We start from the raw sequence: 19,056 nt of genomic DNA on the forward strand, positions 1-19,056 counted from the left end.
CGCTGATGCTACCTCGCAGCCTCACGCCGCAGGGCTGCGCGCGCCGCCTCACCGATGATTGCCGTATACGTCGGATAGGCGAACTTCACGCGGGCCAGCGTCGCCACGTCGGTGCCGGCCGCCATCGCTGCCGCGACCGCCTGGATCACTTCGACGGCATTCTCGCCCACCGCGTGCGCACCCAGAATCAGCTCACGATGCCGATCCACCACCAGTTTCAGGAAACCCTGTTCGCGGTCATCGATGATCGGTCGTTCCACGTCGCCGTAGGGCACGACGACGACGCCCGCCTCCCGGTCGCGCACCCGGGCCGCCTCCTCGGTGAGTCCGACCCCGGCGTAGTCGGGATCGGTGAACCCGCCGGCGGGCAGCAGGTGGTGCGGGGTGGTCCGCTGCGTCCCCAGCACGGCGTTCTCCGCCGCCGTCTCACCCTCGAAGACAGCTGCCTGCACCAGCATGCTGGAGCCGTTCGCGTCTCCTGCCACGAAGATATGCTCCACGTTGGTGCGTAGATATTCGTCCACCGGGATCGCGTTCCGGTGCGCCTCGACGCCAGCGGCGGCCAGCCCCAGACCTTCGGTGTTCGCCGGCCAACCCGCAGCCATCACCACGGCGTCGAGCACCTCGACGTGGTCGCCGGCGGCGTTGCGCCAGTGGAGGTGCAGCGCACCGTCGTCGTCCCTGTCGATCTTGTCGATCCCGGCGATCCCCGTCTCCACCCGCACCCCCCGGGTCCGGAAGCCGTCCGTGACGGCGGCGGACACGTCAGCGTCCTCGGTGGTGAGGATCCGCGGCGCCAGATCCAGCAGCAGCACCCGGGTGCCGAGGGCATGGAAGATGGTGGCAAGCTGCGCACCCGTGTGGCCGCCGCCGATGATCGCGAGGGTGCGCGGCAGGGTCGGGAGGTCGAGCACCTCGGGCGGAAGCACCGCGTGCTCCGCCCCGGGGATGGGTAGCCGGCGCGCGTTGCCGCCGACACCGAGGATCACCGAACCAGCGGTCACCGTCCGGCCGTCGACGTCCAGGGTGTGCGGGCCGGTGAAGGTCGCGTTGCCGGTCAGTAGCTCGATGCCCAGCCGGCGGGCGACGGCGTCGTAATCCTTCGCCGCGAGCACCCGGTCCACCGTCGACCGGACCCGCCGGACGATCTGCTGCCAGTCGACGGCCGGTTCAGCGACGACGATCCCGTAGTCGTAGGCGGTGCGCACTTCCCGGTACAGCCGGGCCGTTTTCGCCAGGACCCGGGTGGGCACACAGCCGGAGTTCACGCAGGTGCCGCCGAGCCGCGCCCGCTCCACCACCGCAACGCGGGCCCCCAGCTCCGCTGCTCGCACGGCTGCGGCCATCCCCGCCGGTCCGGCCCCCACGATCAGGACGTCGAAGTCGTATTCCATGAGTTACTCCTGGTGACTGGTTGGACAGGCGTACGGTAGTGCTTCCTGTATAGCGCCAAACGGCTCCAAACTCCCGTCCCGCGGGCCAGCTTAGGTAATCTCTTGGGTATGACTACCCAGCCGGCCGCCTTACGTCAGACCCAAAAGACCGCAGCGAACCTGATCCCGGCGGTGCTGGTCGCGGCCTCGGGATTTGCCATGTTCGGGCTGGACGAGCGGTGGCTGGGCTACCTGCTGCTCGCTGCGGCGCTGGTGTCGGCGTTCTTCATCGGACGGCAGTTGTTCAAGGATCTGGGCCTGCTGGCGCTGGGCCTGGTGATCATGTCCCTGGTGCCGATCACCACCGATATCAGCTTCAGCCACATGCTGATCATGGGCACGGCCATGTTCTTCGCCGTGGGCCTGCCGTATTCGATCTCCCGGTTCGTGTTCAAGGACCACGCCATCCGGTTCCCGGTACTCACCGGCCAGAAGTGGACCCGGACCGAACGCTGGTACCTGGCCGCCGTCGTCGTGATGGGCTATCTTCTGTTGCCCGTCTACATGATTCCCACCGGCGTGTATGAGAACTGGCCCGCAGCCTCGGACGGCAGTACGGTGGCGCGGCTGTTCCTCGGCACCAACGTCCTGGGGATCTGGGATGAGCTGTTCTTCATCTGCACCGTCTTCACCCTGCTGCGTCGGCACCTCGCCGACTGGCAGGCCAACATGTTGCAGGCAGTCCTGTTCACCTCCTTCCTCTGGGAGCTCGGTTTCCATGCGTGGGGCCCGCTGCTGATCTACCCCTTCGCCCTGGTCCAGGGGTGGATCTTCAAGAAGACCCAGTCCCTGAGCTACGTGGTGGCGGTGCATCTGCTCTTTGACTTCGTGCTGTTCCTGGTGCTGATTCACGCCCACAACCGCGAATGGTTCGACATCTTCCTGTATTGATCCCCGTTTGTGACGCGCTTGCGGTGAGAGCCTGCCCACAGTTCCCCGGCCCGGCTGGACAGGCACCCACACCCATCTGAGACCGTGAGGTCATGGACGAACTACTGAACACCCTGGCCCCGGTCGCTGCCGTCGTCGGGGCCCTGCTCGCGGCAGTCATCCTGGCGGCGCTGCTGCGCCGCATCGCTGCGCGGACCCTGCGCAAAGTTCCAGCCATCCAGGGGGCGTCTCGGCGGGCGCTAAACCCGGTGCGGCTGGTGCTCGCAATTGTTGGGGTGCGGATAGCCCTCGGTGTGACCGCCAGCGACACGTCGTGGTTTCCGCCCGTCGATTACGCGCTGGTGCTGGCCCTGATCGGGGCGGTGGCGTGGCTGATCGTCTCGCTCCTGCTCGTGGTGGAGGCCGTCGCGCTGCGCAAGTACGGCAAGGATGCGGCCGACCACGGGCGCATGCGCCGCCTCAAGACGCAGATCATGCTGGCCCGCCGGGTGGGCGTGGCTGGGGTGATCACGCTCGCGCTGGCCAGCGTGCTGCTCACTATCCCCGAGGTCCGGGCACTCGGCGCCGGCATCCTGGCCTCGGCCGGACTGATTTCGATCGTCGCCGGCCTGGCAGTGCAGAGCTCGCTCGCCAACGTGTTCGCCGGGGTGCAGCTGGCCTTCACCGACGCCCTGCGTATCGACGACACGGTGTTTGTGGAGGACCAGCTGGGCACCGTCGAGGAAATCACCATGACCTACGTGGTGGTCAAGGTCTGGGACGACCGCCGGATCATCCTGCCGTCCACCTACTTCACCACCACCCCGTTCGAGAACTGGACCCGGAGCCGTTCCGAACTGCTGGGCACTGTGGACCTGGACCTTGACTGGCGGGTCCCCATCGAATCGATGCGGGCACACCTGGTCGCGGTGCTCGACGACACCACACTGTGGGACGGGCGCACCAGCACCCTGCAAATCACACAGGCCACCGACGGTATGGTGCGCGCCCGGGTCCTGGTCAGCGCCGCCGACAACGACGCCCTGTGGGACCTGAAGTGCCTGATCCGCGAATCAATGGTGGTGTTCCTGCAGACCCACCACCGGGACGCGTTGCCGCGGCAGCGCTGGGAAGCGGTCCACGCGGAAGCCGCGTTCACCGACTGATCCCAGCCCCTGCCGGGCCACGCTCCAAGTGTTAGGCGAAGCCTCCGAGGGCCGTCACGATCGGCACCGCCGACGCCGCAGCCCAGGCCTGTGGGCGGCAGGACGACGGGTAGGGGACAGGCGGCCAGACGTCGTCGGCGGAGTGCCCGGAGAACAGTTCCGGAAGCCGCCAGTCGAAGCCTTCTGCCGCGCGGAGTAGTCCGGACGCCAAGGTGCGTGCGTCGTCGGCGAAGCCATCCTTGACCAGGCCGCTGATGATCATCCCGGTGTCGTGGCTCCACACGGATCCCGCGTGGTAGCGGGTGGGCCAGAAGCCGCCGTTGGTGGTGGAGACGGTGCGGATGCCGTACCCCGAGAACATGGTCGGATCCATCAGTCGGCGGACCACTGCTGCCTGCTCCTCGAGGTTCAGGATCCCGGTGCCGAGCAGGTGCCCCATGTTGCTGGTCACTCCGTCGACCGGGCGCTTGGCTGCGTCCAGTGCGATGGCCGGGTAAGGGCCCAGTTCGTCGCTGCACCAGAACGACTCGCGGAACCGCAGCTCCAGCTTGGTGGCGTAGTCACGCCAGTCGCCGGCGCCGGGACGGCCGAAGGCCTCCAACAGTGCGGCGCCGCCCATCGCTGCCTCGTACGCGTACGCCTGGACCTCCGCCAGGGCGATCGGCCCGTCGGCGAGGGCGCCGTCGTGCCAGCGGATCGAGTCGCCGGAATCCTTCCAGCCCTGGTTGGCCAGGCCGTGGCCGCTGGTGTCGAGGTACTCCAGGAACCCGTCGCCGTCGGAATCGCCATGGTCGCGGAGCCAGACCAAGGCCGCCTCCAGGTGGTCGAGCAGCCCCTCCACCTCGGCGGAGGGCAGCCCCGCCCGCCAGGCGTCGTGGAGCAGTGAGATCCACAGGGGAGTGGCGTCGATGGTGCCGAAGTAGACCGGCGGCAGGGAGATCCCGGTGCCGTTCTCCTCAAACTGGAGTGTGCCGCGCCGCACCTCGTGCAGGATTTTGCCCGGCTGCTCGGCCGTCATCGGATCCGTGGTGTCCCCCTGGCGGGAGGCCAGGGCCCGCAGGGTGCTTCCCGCGAGAGCGGTATCGAGCGGCAGCAGCATGCGCGCGGCGATCAGGGAATCGCGTCCAAACATGGTGAAGAACCAGGGTGCGCCGGCGGCCAGGAAGGTGTCCTCCGGCTGGTCAGCGGTGGCCATCCGCAGCCCATTGAGGTCGGAAACGGACTGGCGGAGCAGGCTGTTCTGCCGCGCTTCGCTGAGCTGGGGGGCCTCAAGGGGAGCGGTGCTCGGCGCCACCATCGGTGCTGCGGCGTCTGTCAGGGAGACGCGCCAGGGCAGGACGACGGAGCCACCCGGCTCCACCTCGGTTACCCACGTGAGGTTGATCCGGTTGCCGTCGTACTCGGTGCGGGCGCCGCCCGCATCCAGCGCGACGGTGGTGTCGCTGCCACGCCAGTTCCACTGCGGGCCAACGACTGTGACATCGGCCTGGGTGGCGGCACCGGATTTCACTTTTTCCATCGGGGTGCTGTCGGCGACGAGGCGGCACTGCACCTCAAGGTGGGCCAGGAAGCTGTGGGCCGACTCGATCCTGATCTCCTCGCTGATGCCCTCGGCATCGGCGATCCGGGACCGGGTGAGGTACAGCAACGGGTCAGCAACGGGGGACTGGACGCGCACGAAGTAGAGGTAATCCACCCGGCTGGCCGATCGCACCTGGGTGGAGACCCACTCGGGCTCTTCCCCGTTGACGGTCAGGATGGCCTGCTTGAGGACGCGGTCGTCGCCGCAGTGGATGCCCTGGGCGCCATGGCCGCGAATCTGCCCGTGATCGTCAGCCCAGGCCTGGACCGGCGCACTGAAAACGCCGGTGAGGTTGTGCAGATAAGGCTGGCGGTAGGCCACATGAACTCCTGGGTAGTGGGTGTTGTCGCCTTGACACTATCGCCAAAACGTTATTTGATCGTTCAACTTAGTGATTGACATCATATTTGAACGTTCATATTGTTGTAAACAGGCAGATCGGTCAAGAGCTGCCGTGAGTGTGGAGCGCAAGGGAGTGCAATGGCGAAGACAACGTTGGTCAGCCTGGCCGAGTCCCTTGGCGTGTCCCGGCAGACCATTTCCAACGTTATCAACGCTCCCCACCGCGTCAAACCGGAAACCCGGGAGCGGGTGGAGCACGCCATCGCCGAAAGCGGGTACCGTCCCAGTGCCGCCGCCCGGCAATTGCGGACCCGCCGCTCGATGAACCTCGGCATCCGGATGATGCCGGTCGTCGATGGCATCAACGGATCTATCCTCGACCGTTTCCTGCACGCCCTGACGGAGGCCGCACAGGAGGAGGGTTACCGCCTGACCCTGTTCAGCGCCGCCACCGACGACGACGAGGTCCGCCAGTACGAGGACCTCCTCAACGTCGCCGACCTTGACGGATTTGTCCTCACCGGCACCCACCACGGCGACCAGCGGACCGCCTGGCTGCTGGAAAACGAGGTTCCGTTCGCCTCCTTTGGGCGCCCCTGGAGCGACACCGAGGACCCTTTCACCTCCCTGCACCCCTGGGTGGACGTCGACGGCGGCGCCGGCACCGAACAGGCCACCCGCCTTTTGATCGATCAGGGACACACTGCGATCGGCTTTATCGGCTGGCCCGCCGGCTCCGGTGCCGGCGATGACCGCAGGGATGGCTGGCGACGGGCACTGCAGGCCGCGGGCCTTCCCGCCGATCAGCTAGACCTCCGGGTATTCGACGGCGTCCCCGCGGGGGCGCGGGCCGCCGAGCAGGTCATCGCTGCCGGGGCTACCGCAGTAGTGTGCGCCAGCGACAGTCTTGCACTCGGGGCCTTGTCCACCTTCAGGAGCCGGTACCCGGCACCCGCGAGCCCCGACGTGATCGGTTTCGACGACACACCGGTCGCGGCCGCCGTCGGGCTGTCCAGCATCGCCCAGCCGATCGAGGACGCCGCGCGGCACATCATCAGGGTGCTCGCCCACACACTCTCGGGCGACGCGGCGAACGGCCGCCCCGACAAACACCTGCTGCTGACGCCCACCCTGGCGCAGCGCTTCCCACACCCGCTGGCCGGCGACGGCTGGCTGGCATGACCCACCTGCCCATCCCCCTAGATAGCCCGAAATAAACAAAAGAATGAGGAAACAGACAATGAAGACTGGAAACTTCCGCACCCGCAGGAAGACGCTCGCCGTCGCTGTGACAGCCGCGGCAGCCCTGGCACTGAGCGCCTGCGGCGGATCAGGATTCTCGGGCTCCGAGGGCGAATCAGCCGAGGCGGAAGGCGCAACTGACGCACCGATCACCGTGCTGATCGGCTCCTCCGGCGAAGCCGAGACCACCTCGGTCACCGAGGCCGTCGACGCGTGGGCCTCCGAGTCCGGCATGGACGCCAGCGTCAGCGTCGCCTCCGACCTGCCGCAGCAGCTCAGCCAGGGCTTCGCCTCGGGCGAGCCCGCCGACGTCTTCTACGTCTCGACTGACCTGTTCGCTGGCTACGCAGCCAACGGCTCCCTTGAGCCGTACGGCGACGACCTGGAGAACAAGGACGACTTCTACCCCGCCCTGCAGGAAGCCTTCACCTACGAGGACCAGCTGTACTGCGCCCCGAAGGACTTCTCCACCCTGGGCCTGGTCATCAACAACACCCTCTGGGAAGAGGCAGGCCTCACCGAGGACGACGTGCCCACCACCTGGGAAGAACTGGCGTCAGTTGCTGAACAACTGACCACCGACGACGTCGTCGGCCTCGGCTACGGTCCCGAGTTCCAGCGCCTCGGTGTCTTCACCGCTCAGGCCGGCGGCGGACTCGTCACCGACGGCGAAGCAACCGTCAACAGCCCCGAGAACGTTGAGGGTCTCACCTTTGTCCAGCAGATGATGAACGACGGCGTCGCCGCCTTCTCCTCGGACCTCGGCTCGGGTTGGGGCGGCGAGGCCTTCGGTAAGGGCCAGGCCGCCATGGTGATCGAGGGCAACTGGATTGCCGGTGCGATGAGCAACGACTTCCCCGACGTCGACTACCAGGTCGCCGAACTCCCCGAGGGTCCTGCCGGCCCCGGCACCCTGCAGTTCACCAACTGCTGGGGCATCGCCGCAGACAGCGACAACATCGAGGGTGCCAAGGAACTGGTCGCACACCTGACCACCGCCGAGACCCAGCTCAGCTTCGCCGAGGCTTTCGGCGTCATGCCGTCGCTGCAGTCGGCCGCCGAGGACTGGTCCACCCAGTACCCAGACCTCGCAGCCTTCATCGCCGGTGGCGACTACGCCCAGAACCTGCCAGCCCAGCAGGGTGCATCGGACGTTCTCGCGGAGCTGAACGCCCAGCTCGAGACGATCAAGACCGCTGACATCCAGCAGCTGCTGGACACCCTCCAGACCGACATGGAGTCGGTCGTGGCGGACGCCGGATAACCGGCACCCAAACAACCGCAGGAGCACCCTGACCGTCCGACAGATCGGGTGCTCCTGCGGTACCACCCAGAGTTCACCACTCAGCATTTCACCACTTTCGTAATTCACCCCGGGGTAACAGAACGAGGACGCAGTGGCACGACGTACAGCGGCAAAGAGGCCGTCCGGCACCAAGGATTCACCTCCTGCGTACCGTAAACGCACGGGCATCCAGGGCCGCACCGGCCTCACCGGATGGCTCTTCATCTCCCCGGTGGTGCTGATCCTTGGCCTGTTCCTGGTCATTCCCGTCCTCATGGCGGCGTGGGTCAGCATGTCTGACTGGACCGGCCGCGGCAGCCCCTTCGGAAGCGACGTCGAGTTCGTGGGCGGGGAGAACTTTTCCGCCATCCTTGGTGGTGAGGGACTGGCCGCCCGTGATTTCGGCACCGCGATCCGCAACAACTTCTACTACGTGCTGCTGGTGGTTCCGCTGCAGACCGCGCTGGCCATGTTTCTGGCAGTGATGGTGAACAAGCAAGTCCTCAAGGGCCGTGGCCTGTTCCGGACCGCCTTCTACTTCCCCTCGGTCACCAGCTCCGTGGCGATCACCGTCCTCTGGTTGTTCCTCTTCAGCGCCACCGGCGTGGTCAACAAGGTGCTGTCCTTTTTCGCCATCTCCGGGCCGAACTGGTTCCAGGATCCCCGCGGTATCTTCCACATCCTCTTTTCGGTCTTCGGCCTGAACCAGGCGCCCGCCGGGTTGCAGGACCCCGGTTTCCTGGGGATCCCCGGCTGGGAATGGCTGGCCGGCCCCTCCGTCGCGATGAGCGCCTTCGTGCTGATGGCCATCTTCACCACCTCCGGCACTTTCATGCTGCTCTTCATCGCAGCCCTGCAGAACATCAGTGGGGAAGTGCAGGAAGCGGCAATGGTCGATGGCGCCAGCGCCTGGCAGCGGTTCTGGCAGGTCACCCTGCCCATGCTGCGGCCCACCCTTTTCACCGTCCTGACCCTGGGGCTGATCGGCACCTGGCAGGTCTTCGACCAGATCTACGTCGGCACGCAGGGCGGACCAGCGAAGACCACCCTGACCCCGGCCTACCTGTCCTTCAACTCCGCCTTCAACAACCAGCGGTGGGGCGAAGGCGCAGCCATCGCCTTCATCCTCTTCGGCATCATCGTGGTGCTCACCGTCCTCCAGCGATACGCGCTCAGGGAACGGGACGTGCCCAAACGAAGCCGCATGGTCCCGGTCGGCGCCGACCCCAAAACCGCCGCCGCAGCGCAATCCAGCGCCCGACATGCGGACCGCGTGAAGGGCCGGGATCCCGGTGGCACCGGCCCGGGAGGCTCCACCCCGGACGGCACCAACAACCAGACTGGCACCACTGAAGGAGACCGGCGATGAGCACCACCGTAGCCCCATCCCCGGCACCCGAGCCCTCCTCGGCGCCACCGGTCCCTCAGCGGATCAAGAACCGCCGCAAGAAGGTCACCCGCGGCGTCTGGATTTCCTATGTGGTGCTGATCATCCTGGCCATCATCTACATTTTCCCGTTCCTGACCCAGGTGGCCACGTCCTTCAAAACCGAGCCCGACGCGGCGCAGGACCCGCTGGGTCTGATCCCGCAGCACTGGACATTCGCCGCCTATGAAACCCTGTTCGCCAACTCCGACTTCCCCATCTGGGGCCGGAACTCGTTCATCGTCACCGTCTTCGTAACCGCGGGGCGGGTGTTCTTCAACTGCCTGGCCGGGTACGCGCTGGCCAGAATCAACTTCCGCGGCCGCGGCCTGGTGTTCGCCCTGCTCGTCGCAGTGATGGCGGTGCCCGGCGTCGTCCTGCTGATCCCGAAGTTCCTGGTGATCAACCAGCTCGGCATCTACGACTCCTACGCGGGCATGATCCTGCCCCTGCTCGCTGACGCTGCCGGTGTCTTCATCATGAAGAACTTCTTCGAATCCATTCCGCCCAGCGTCGAGGAACAGGCACGCGTCGACGGAGCCGGGACCTTCCGTACCTTCTGGTCGATTGTGTTGCCGATGGCCCGGCCAGCGGTGATGACCATTGTCATCCTGTCCTTCCAGGGCTCCTGGAATGAGCTGAACCACTTCATCATTTCCACCCAGGACCCGGCCCTGACCACCCTCACCAAGGGCGTGGCGCAGCTGGCGTCGGGCCAACTCAGCCAGGGAACCCAGTACCCGTTGAAGCTGGCGGCAGCGGCCCTGATGACCATTCCGGTGGCCATCGTGTTCTTCGTCTTCCAGAAGAAGATCATGAACGCCTCGGCCGGGGCCGTGAAGGAGTAGGGCTGTAAAGCAATAGCCCGCCCGGAGGAGTAGCGCCGGGGAACGGGCGGGAGTCAGTTCCGGGGACTGAGGGCGGGCGAGGCGGAGACGCCGTCGCCCGCGCTGAGTCCGGTGAGCACGGCGCTCATCGCGTCGAGTGACGAGTGCTCAGGCTCCCACCCGAGCAGCGTCCGGGCGCGGTCCGTCTCCATCAGCGGCGCCTGGGCTGCCATATCGATCCACCCCGGATCGGTGCGCTGCAGGCCGAGCGCCCAGGAAACGCCGACGACGGCGCGCAGCAGCCGCACCGGAAGACCCACGACCCGGCGGGCACCCAACTGGGACGCCAGTCGGGTGGGGGTGAGGATCGGTTCGGCGGCGATGTTGAACGCACCCGGAACACGGCGATCCACGGCCCGCCAGTACGCGTCGGCGACGTCGTCGGCGTGGACGGCCTGGAAGACCAGTTGTTCAGGGATCGGCAGCAGGGGCAGGCGGAGGCGGTCCAGCAGGAACTTCGGAACCAGCGGGCCGAGGAAGTATCGCCCGATCTCGCTGCCCGCATCCTGCTGGAAGATCAGCCCCGGGCGAAGGCGGGTGACGACCGTCTCCGGGTGCCGCGCCGCGAAGTCATCGAGGAGCGCTTCCTGCTCTCCCTTGTGGCGGCTGTAATGCGACGTCTTGATGCCGCCGTGTGGCCAGCCCTCGTCCACCCGCTGGCCCTTGGCCGCCGGAAGGTAAGCGCCGACTGAGGACGCGCAGACGAATTGGCGGACCCCGGCGTCGGCTGCTGCCTGCAGGGCGTTCGCGGTGCCCGTCACGTTGGTGCGGTGCATTGCCGCTTCGTTGCGGTTCGGCTGGATGGCCCAGGCCAGGTGCACGACGGCGTCGACACCGTCGAGCGCAACGGTCAGGTCGCGTCGGCCCTCGTCGGTCCCCACATCCAGCCCATGCCACTGGCAACCCGCATAGGGTGCCACGGTAATGTCGGGGAGCCGGCGTGCGAAGCCCAGGATGTCCAGACCGCCCGGCCGCTCGACGGCAGCACGCTGCAACCGGCGCAGCACGGCGGTTCCCACGTTGCCCGTGGCACCAATCACCGCAACGCGCAGGGGTCCGGCAGAAGATTCAGGGGTAAGGGCCATGCCTCAACGGTAATCCTTAGGTACGCTTATGTACTAGTAAGTGTCCTTACGATCTGGTCGTGGGCGCAGCGGACTACGTGGAGGTACCAATTGGCACAGAGCAGCGGGACGGCGTCGGGTTCCCCCGAAACGCAAACCCAGGACAAGGCGCAGAATGCACCCCATCCCGACGACGACCGGAAACCGGATAGTCCCTCCGACCTGAAGAAGCCGGCCTGGGGGTACGTATTCAAGCGCACCCTCCGCGAATTCGGCAAGGATCAGTGCACCGACCTGGCAGCGGCGCTCACCTACTACGCTGTGCTGGCCATTTTCCCGGCCCTGCTGGCCCTGGTCTCGCTGCTCGGTGTGTTTGGGCAGGCGCAGACCACCACGAATACGGTGCTGGAAGTTTTGGAAGGAGTCGCCCCGGGGGCTAGAGATAACATTGGCCCCACCATCGAAAACCTCGCGTCCTCTTCCGGCGCAGGCCTCACCCTGGTCATCGGTATTCTCGGCGCCCTCTGGTCCGCGTCCGCCTACGTGAACGCCTTCAGCCGGGCAATGAACCGCATCTACGAGGTGGAGGAGGGCCGGCCGATCTGGAAGCTGCGCCCCGTGATGCTGCTGATCACCGCCGTCGTCCTCCTGCTGGTGGTGCTGATGGCCCTGCTGCTGATCCTCTCCGGTCCGGTTGCCGAATCGGTGGGTAACGTGATCGGGCTCGGCGATACAGCCCTGCTGGTGTGGAACATCGCCAAGTGGCCGGTCATGGTGCTCTTCGCCGTGCTGATGATCGCTGTCCTGTACTACGGCGCACCCAACGTGAAGCAGCCCAAGTTCAAATGGATGAGCATGGGGTCCTTTGTGGCATTGCTGGTCCTTGGTCTCACCACCGCTGGCTTCTCCATTTATGTCTCACGCTTTGGGAGTTATGACCAGACGTACGGCGCGATCGCCGGCGTCATCGTCCTGCTGCTCTGGCTGTGGCTGGCCAACCTCTCCCTCCTCTTCGGCGCCGAGTTCGACGCCGAACTGGAGCGAGGCCGTCAGCTGCAGGCAGGCATCGAAGCGGAGGAGACCCTGCAGCTTCCCCCACGGGACGACACGATGAGCCGCAAGAAGCATGACAAGGAACTCGAGAACATCGACGAGGGCCGGGAACTGCGCCGGAAGTACGAGCGCGAGTCCAGCCAGCACCGCAAGAACGACTGATCCCTTTCCGGCACTGCGTCGTTCCCAACCGCAGTGATTAACTCCACCCCGTACTGCGGGCTGTTCTGTCCGACAGCCCGCAGCGGGATATTAGGCTGAGGATATGACTGAGAACGAGCACAGCACGCGCGGCGCCTACGTAAATACTGGCAAGGAATTCAACCGCGACACCACCTACATCGAAACCCGGATCACCCGCGACGGGGCGGACGGCTACCCGGTGGAAGCCGGACGCTACCGGCTGATCGCGGCCCGCGCCTGCCCGTGGGCCAACCGCGCCATCATCGTGCGCCGGTTGCTCGGACTCGAGGACGCCATTTCCCTCGGTACTCCCGGCCCCACCCACGACAAGCGGTCCTGGACTTTCGACCTGGACCCCGACGGCCGCGACCCGGTCCTGGGCATCGAACGCCTGCAGGAGGCATTCTTCAAGCGGGACCCCGAGTACCCGCGCGGCATCACCGTGCCGGCGATCGTTGACGTGCCGAGCGGCGCCGTCGTCACGAACAACTTCCCGCAGATCACTTTGGACTTCTCCACCGAGTGGAAGGACTTCCACCGCGAAGGTGCACCCGACCTCTACCCGGAGAAGCTGCGTGCCGAAATCGACGAGGTCAGCAAGAGGATCTTCACCGAGGTCAACAACGGGGTCTACCGCTGCGGCTTCGCCGGTTCGCAGGAAGCCTACAACGACGCCTACGATCGGCTGTTCGCCGCGATGGACTGGCTTGAGGAACGTCTGAGCCACCAGCGGTTCCTGGTCGGCGACACCATCACCGAAGCCGACGTCAGGCTCTTCACCACGCTGGTGCGCTTCGACGCCGTCTACCACGGCCACTTCAAATGCAACCGGAGCAAGCTCACCGAGATGCCGGCCCTCTGGGGCTACGCCCGGGACCTTTTCCAGACCCCCGGATTCGGTGACACGGTGGACTTCGACCAGATCAAGGACCACTACTACATCGTGCACGAGGACATTAACCCCACGGGGATTGTGCCCAAGGGTCCGGATCTGGCCAACTGGCACACCGAGCACGGCCGGGAGCGCCTCGGCGGGCGACCGTTCGGCAACGGCACGCCTCCCGCCTAGCCCGTTCGACAGTCTTACTGGGTGGGAAGCCAAGCCCCCCACGTCAGACCTGAAGGCCCCGCCCGTACCGGAATTCCCGGCTACTGGCGGGGCTTTCGGCGTGTTGGGGGCAACACGCCGCAGTACGGCGACGACGGTCGGCGGTACCCGGGGAAACCTGCACGCGCTGGGCCTCGGTGCGGTCAAGCAATCGCACGGACGAGCACCAATTAAGTAACATAACCGTTTCCTAATGGAGGTAACCCTAGGCTAGCCTTACTTGAGTCGGTGTTTAGGTTCCCGGCGATCGACGGTCCGGACGGATAAGGAGGCGCGCCATGGCAGTGCAGACTGCACCCGCGCCTCTGCAGAGCCCTCCCGCCACCCCGTCGAAGCCACGCGGCCAACACCGGATGCTCAAGCTGGGTGGGGCAATGCTCGTGCTCGCCCTGGTCTGCGCCGCGTCCCTCGCCTTCGGTTCCCGGCCCATCAGCTTCGACGTCCTGGTCGCCGCGCTCACCGACTTCGACCCCACCAACGGCGACCACGCGGTGGTCCATTCACGGATTCCGCGCACCGTGACCGGCCTGATGGTGGGCGCCGCCCTCGGCCTCGCCGGTGCCGCCATGCAGGGGGTGGCACGCAACCCGCTCGCGGATCCCGGCATCCTCGGTGTCAACGCGGGAGCAGCACTCGCCATCGTGTTGGGCATCTACCTGTTCGGCGTGGCCGATGTGAGCGGCTACATCTGGTTCGCCTTCGGCGGTGCGGCGCTGGCCGCCGTCGTCGTCTACGCCATTGCCAGCCTCGGCAGGGAAGGCGCCACCCCGATCAAACTCGCCCTTGCCGGCGCCGCGCTTTCCGCTGGCCTGGGCAGCCTGATGAACGCTGTCCTGGTGTCCAACCAGGAGACGCTTGACCGTTTCCGGTTCTGGCAAGTGGGCACCGTGTCGGGCCGGGGCTGGGACATCCTGCTTCCGGTGCTGCCGTTCCTGGTCATTGGCACCCTCCTGACGCTGGCGACCGGCAAGGCACTCAACAGCCTCTCCCTGGGCGACGACATTGCCCGCGGACTCGGCCAGAACGTTACGGTGGCCCGCGGCGTTGCCGCCCTCGGCGTGGTCATCCTGTGCGGCGCGGCCACCGCCGCGGCCGGGCCGATCGCCTTCGTCGGCCTGGTGATTCCCCACATCGTGCGCGTCCTCACCGGCCCCGACTACCGCTGGATCCTCCCATTCTCGGTGCTCCTCGCACCGGTGCTGCTGATCAGCGCCGACATCGTCGGCCGCCTGATCCTGCCGCCTGGCGAGGTACAGGTGGGAATCATGACCGCCGTCATCGGCGCGCCGGTCTTCATTTGGTTGGTCCGGCGTCGGAAGCTGGCCCAGCTGTGACCCTGCAGACCTCCCCGCCGGCCACACCGACCGGCCCGGTGAGGAACACCAACGACGTCCTGAGCGGCGCCCGCCGCCACCAGTCGGCACAACGACGCCGGATGATCCTGATCCTCGCCGCGATCACCGTGGTGCTGTTTGCCGTCAGCGTGCTGCTCGGCAGCTACACCGTCACCATTCCCGACTTCTTCAGGATCCTCGGCGGCGCTGACATCCCCGGGGCCACCTTCATCGTGATGGAGAACAAACTGCCCCGCGCGGTCATCGCCGTCCTGATCGGGGTGGCCTTCGGTCTGGCCGGCACCATCTTCCAGACCATGCTCCGCAATCCGCTCGCCAGCCCCGACATCATCGGGATCAGCTACGGTGCCAGCGCCTCGGCGGTCGCAGCGATGGTGCTGTTCGGTGCAGCAGGCGTGGCAGTGTCCCTCTCCGCCCTGATCGGGGCGCTGGCCGTCGCCGGCGCGATCTACTTCCTCTCCCGCCGCGGATCAGTGGCCGGGTACCGGCTCATCCTGGTGGGGATCGGGTTCGCCGCCGTCATGCATGCGATGGTCAGCTTCCTGCTGACCCGCACGGACATCCGCACCGCGTCGGACGCGATGGTCTGGCTGAACGGCTCCCTCAACTCGAGCAACTGGGACCGGGCAACCATCCTGGTCCTGGCCCTGCTGCTCCTGATCCCCGCCGCGGCGGTCCTCTCCCGCGGGCTGCGCGGACTGGAACTCGGCGACGACATGGCCGCCAGCCTGGGGCTGAGGGTGGAGCCGTCCCGGCTCGGCCTGATCACCGTGGGCGTAGCCCTCGCCGCCGTCGCCACAGCTGCGGCCGGCCCCGTGGCCTTCGTCGCCTTCCTCGCCGGCCCCATTGCCCGCCGTCTCGTCAAGGGCGCCGTCTCACTCACCGCCGCCGGCCTGGTCGGCGCGGTCATTGTCCTCGCCGCCGATTTCGTGGCAGCCAACATGATTCCCGGTGTCTCACTGCCGGTCGGAGTGGTGACGGGCGTTCTCGGCGCACCGTTCCTGCTCTGGCTGCTCGTGACCGCCAACCGTTCAGGCCAGGGAGGCTGATATGGCACTCACAGCCAGCGAGCTGACACTCGCATACGATGACCGCAAAGTGGTCCAGGACCTCACCCTCGAACTGCTGGCCGGGAAGGTGACAGTGATCGTCGGCGCCAACGCCTGCGGCAAGTCCACCCTGCTCCGCGGGCTGGCCCGCCTGCTCAAGCCGTCCGCCGGCGTCGTCAGCCTCGACGGCAAGGACATCCACTCGCTTTCCACCCGGGCTGTCGCCCGCACCCTGGGCCTGCTGCCCCAGACGCCGGTAGCTCCGGACGGCATCACCGTCGCCGACCTGGTGGGCCGCGGCCGCTACCCGCATCAGGGCTGGTTCCGCCAGTGGACCGACGACGACGACGCCGCCGTGGCCGCAGCGCTGGAAGCCACTGACACCCTTGAACTGGCGGACCGGTTCGTCGACGAACTTTCCGGCGGTCAGCGGCAGCGCGTCTGGATCGCGATGGCCCTGGCGCAGCAGACCGACATCCTGCTCCTGGATGAACCCACCACGTTCCTCGACGTCACCCACCAGGTGGAAGTGCTCGACCTCATCACGGACCTGAACCGGCGCGATGGCACCACCGTGGCCATCGTGCTCCACGACCTCAACCTCGCAGCCCGCTACGCAGACCACCTCATCGCGATGACCGACGGCCGGATCGCCGCCCAGGGCAGCCCCGCCGAGGTGGTCACCGAAGAAACGGTGACCGCCGTGTTTGGTCTGCAATGCCGGGTCATCCCCGATCCCGTGTCCGGAACTCCCATGGTGGTCCCGGTCGGCAGGCACCACTCCGGCGACGGAACCACTCCCGCAGCACCCGAATCGACCACCGGGCAGGGGTTCCTGCCTAATCCGCAGGACACGCTGTCCGCGCACCACCTGGAGGCAGCATCATGACCGAAGTCAGCAACCGTACCGCCCGGCCGGGCCAGCGGAATGCCGAGCGCGCCGAGTCCGCCGTCGCGGCGGTGACGGCGTTCGACGTCGTCGTCACCCGGGTCCAACGCCTCAGCGACAACTTCCAGCGGATCACCTTCGGGGGAGCCCACCTCCGGGACTTCGGCGTCCAGGGCCCCACTCTCGACCTGCGGATCAAGATGATGATCCCCGCCACCCGCGACGACGACGCGCCCCGGCTGAACCTGCGCGAACTGCTCGAGACGCCCACCGAGGGGCCCGGCTGGTACCAGCAGTGGCTCGCCATGGATCCCGCCGAGCGTGGATCGATGCGCACCTATACGGTCCGGGAAACCCGGTGCGACGCCGAGGAGCCCGAAATCGACGTCGACTTCGTCATGCACTTCGACGCCGATGGCAACGGGGGACCGGCTTCGCTCTGGGCCGCCGCAGCGACTCCCGGCGACCGGATCTGGATGATCGGTCCGAACATCCACGCTGCCACCTGCACCACTGCCGGCTCCTACGGCGGCATCGAATGGCGTCCCGGACTGGCCCAGCACGTGCTGCTCGCCGGTGACGAGACCGCCGTGCCCGCCATCAGCGCCATCCTGGAATCCCTGCCGGCCGACATCGGCGGACATGCGTTCCTCGAAGTGCCGGATCCGGCCGACTTTCAGGACGTGATCACCTCGTCAGCGGTCGAAATCACCTGGCTGGCCCGTGGCCAGCGACCCCACGGGGAACTTCTCGACGCCGCGGTGCGCGACGCCGTCCGGGTGCCGGGCTGGGTATCACTGGCTACGCCATTCGCCGTCGGGGTGGACCCCAGTTCGCGGGCTGGTCTGACCCTCGCGGCTGCGGCGGCGGCCGCCGCCGGCCCGGAACCCGAGGAAGTCAACATCGACGAGACGATCCTGTGGGAAACCCCGCAGCGGCTCAACGCGTCAACCCTGAATACGTCGCTGAACCCGGACCGGCCCTCGGGTGCGCTGCCGTTCTACGCCTGGATTGCCGGCGAGGCTGCGGTGGTGCGCGGGCTCAGGCGCTACCTGGTCCGTGACGTGGGTATCGACCGTAAGCAGGTGGCCTTCATGGGGTACTGGCGACAGGGACGATCGGAACTAAGCTAGTCGCCACGCCGCAAGTCGAGTAACGAAATTGTAACTTTCTGGTAACTCGCCTACGCTGGAGGGAGCCAACCGCATCTTTTGGCTCCCCGACTGCACGCCCGACCCTGCCAGCAGCCGGCTCCCAATCCATCGTGGCAGGGGTGGAGGATCACCTTCAGGCAGTCGGCTGACCACAGCGCCGTCGCCGTCCGCGGGCCTTACCTCCCCTTTGGGAGCCGCAGCAGTAGGCCGAGCCATCCCGTGCTCGCACCCGATAGCTATCCTCATCGGCGTCAAGAGAGGTAATCGTTTTGCTTCAGCCGGTCACGTCCGGACGCCGCCGCGCGCCCGCCCAGTCCACATCCACCCGTCGGCCAGCCGCACTGGCCGCCGGCGCGTTCGCTGCAGCAGCGGGAATCGCCCTCACCGCGTTCTTCCCGTCGCCGGAAATGTCGCCCACAGCGGCTCCCACTGCTGGCGACGGACCCGCCGTGGCCGCACCCGTCACTGCCGATGCCCAGGCAGTGATCGACTTCGGCAAGGAATCGCCGCAGGCCACTGCCGCGACCAAGGCCCCCAAGACCACTGTGCTGTCCACGTCCGTCGATGAGACTGCGTTTTCGGCCCCCATCAAGGGCGCAGCGATCGCCTCGTCGTTTGGGTACCGGGTCAACCCGATGGGCGGGTTCGGCGACGAACTGCACACCGGAACCGACTACGCCGGAGCCTGCGGTACCGCAGTGCAGGCCTCCCGGGCCGGCACGGTGGTCGAATCAGGCTGGCACGCCTACGGGGGAGGCCAGCGGATCGTCGTGGACCACGGCGGTGGGCTGGAAACCTCGTACAACCACCTGAGCGTGCTCGGGGTTAACGTTGGTGCAAAAGTGTCCAAGGGCCAGAACCTCGGCGCGGTCGGCAGTACCGGCAACTCGACCGGTTGCCACCTTCACTTCGAACTCCTGGTCGACGGCGAGAAAGTGGACCCCCAGAGCAGGCTGTAGCCCCCTTCC

The 19,056-nt window shown here is 66.9% G+C and carries 16 protein-coding genes; 13 read left to right on the forward strand and 3 right to left on the reverse strand.

Annotation, left to right across the window (positions count from 1 at the left end):
• Positions 1-8 precede the first annotated feature (8 nt).
• Positions 9-1,394 (reverse strand): NAD(P)/FAD-dependent oxidoreductase, encoded by a 1,386-nt coding sequence (locus tag HMI58_RS05525; RefSeq protein WP_171618421.1) that lies wholly within the window; start codon positions 1,392-1,394, stop codon positions 9-11.
• Between the two features lie 108 nt (positions 1,395-1,502).
• Between HMI58_RS05525 and HMI58_RS05530 the strand changes: the two genes are divergently transcribed.
• Positions 1,503-2,324, forward strand: coding sequence for a CPBP family intramembrane glutamic endopeptidase (locus tag HMI58_RS05530; protein ID WP_171618422.1), 822 nt, complete (start codon positions 1,503-1,505; stop codon positions 2,322-2,324).
• Positions 2,325-2,416: 92 nt separating this feature from the next.
• On the forward strand, positions 2,417-3,469 hold the full coding sequence (locus HMI58_RS05535; RefSeq protein WP_171618423.1) for a mechanosensitive ion channel domain-containing protein: 1,053 nt from the start codon (positions 2,417-2,419) through the stop codon (positions 3,467-3,469).
• Between the two features lie 31 nt (positions 3,470-3,500).
• On the opposite strand, the gene HMI58_RS05540 is transcribed toward HMI58_RS05535, so the two are convergent.
• The gene (locus HMI58_RS05540) at positions 3,501-5,372 is read right to left on the reverse strand and encodes a glycogen debranching N-terminal domain-containing protein (protein ID WP_171618424.1); all 1,872 of its coding nucleotides are present in this window, start codon (positions 5,370-5,372) and stop codon (positions 3,501-3,503) included.
• A 159-nt stretch (positions 5,373-5,531) separates the two neighbouring features.
• Between HMI58_RS05540 and HMI58_RS05545 the strand changes: the two genes are divergently transcribed.
• The 4 genes from HMI58_RS05545 to HMI58_RS05560 all read left to right on the forward strand — a co-directional run bounded on the left by HMI58_RS05545 (position 5,532) and on the right by HMI58_RS05560 (position 10,194).
• A complete protein-coding gene (locus tag HMI58_RS05545; protein ID WP_171618425.1) occupies positions 5,532-6,575 on the forward strand; it encodes a substrate-binding domain-containing protein in 1,044 nt (347 codons plus the stop codon).
• 58 nt (positions 6,576-6,633) lie between these two features.
• On the forward strand, positions 6,634-7,899 hold the full coding sequence (locus HMI58_RS05550; RefSeq protein ID WP_171618426.1) for an extracellular solute-binding protein: 1,266 nt from the start codon (positions 6,634-6,636) through the stop codon (positions 7,897-7,899).
• A gap of 208 nt (positions 7,900-8,107) precedes the next feature.
• Positions 8,108-9,289 carry a sugar ABC transporter permease gene (locus HMI58_RS05555; protein ID WP_318779147.1) on the forward strand — a complete coding sequence of 394 codons (1,182 nt, stop codon included), beginning with the start codon at positions 8,108-8,110 and terminating at the stop codon, positions 9,287-9,289.
• Entirely contained in the window at positions 9,286-10,194 is a 909-nt protein-coding gene (locus HMI58_RS05560; protein ID WP_171618427.1) for a carbohydrate ABC transporter permease, read from the forward strand. The genes HMI58_RS05555 and HMI58_RS05560 overlap by 4 nt, the downstream gene beginning before the upstream one ends.
• A gap of 53 nt (positions 10,195-10,247) precedes the next feature.
• On the opposite strand, the gene HMI58_RS05565 is transcribed toward HMI58_RS05560, so the two are convergent.
• The gene (locus HMI58_RS05565; protein ID WP_171618501.1) at positions 10,248-11,285 is read right to left on the reverse strand and encodes an NAD-dependent epimerase/dehydratase family protein; all 1,038 of its coding nucleotides are present in this window, start codon (positions 11,283-11,285) and stop codon (positions 10,248-10,250) included.
• A 123-nt stretch (positions 11,286-11,408) separates the two neighbouring features.
• Between HMI58_RS05565 and HMI58_RS05570 the strand changes: the two genes are divergently transcribed.
• From HMI58_RS05570 to HMI58_RS14630, 7 genes are all read left to right on the forward strand, one after another.
• Positions 11,409-12,512, forward strand: a complete 1,104-nt coding sequence (locus tag HMI58_RS05570; RefSeq protein ID WP_171618428.1) for a YihY/virulence factor BrkB family protein — start codon at positions 11,409-11,411, stop codon at positions 12,510-12,512.
• A gap of 103 nt (positions 12,513-12,615) precedes the next feature.
• Positions 12,616-13,602, forward strand: a complete 987-nt coding sequence (locus tag HMI58_RS05575) for a glutathione S-transferase C-terminal domain-containing protein (RefSeq protein WP_171584596.1) — start codon at positions 12,616-12,618, stop codon at positions 13,600-13,602.
• A 392-nt stretch (positions 13,603-13,994) separates the two neighbouring features.
• Positions 13,995-14,975, forward strand: a complete 981-nt coding sequence (locus tag HMI58_RS05580; protein ID WP_225667934.1) for an iron chelate uptake ABC transporter family permease subunit — start codon at positions 13,995-13,997, stop codon at positions 14,973-14,975.
• Between the two features lie 101 nt (positions 14,976-15,076).
• On the forward strand, positions 15,077-16,045 hold the full coding sequence (locus tag HMI58_RS05585; RefSeq protein ID WP_171618502.1) for an iron chelate uptake ABC transporter family permease subunit: 969 nt from the start codon (positions 15,077-15,079) through the stop codon (positions 16,043-16,045).
• A 1-nt stretch (position 16,046) separates the two neighbouring features.
• The gene (locus HMI58_RS05590) at positions 16,047-16,934 is read left to right on the forward strand and encodes an ABC transporter ATP-binding protein (protein WP_171584598.1); all 888 of its coding nucleotides are present in this window, start codon (positions 16,047-16,049) and stop codon (positions 16,932-16,934) included.
• Positions 16,931-18,067: a siderophore-interacting protein gene (locus HMI58_RS05595; RefSeq protein WP_171584600.1), complete on the forward strand. Its 1,137-nt coding sequence runs from the start codon at positions 16,931-16,933 to the stop codon at positions 18,065-18,067. Before HMI58_RS05590 ends, HMI58_RS05595 begins: the two co-directional genes overlap by 4 nt.
• 290 nt (positions 18,068-18,357) lie before the next feature.
• Entirely contained in the window at positions 18,358-19,047 is a 690-nt protein-coding gene (locus HMI58_RS14630) for a M23 family metallopeptidase (RefSeq protein WP_225667918.1), read from the forward strand.
• Positions 19,048-19,056 lie beyond the last annotated feature (9 nt).

This window comes from Arthrobacter sp. 147(2020) (assembly GCF_013116715.1).
GTDB lineage: Bacteria > Actinomycetota > Actinomycetes > Actinomycetales > Micrococcaceae > Arthrobacter_D.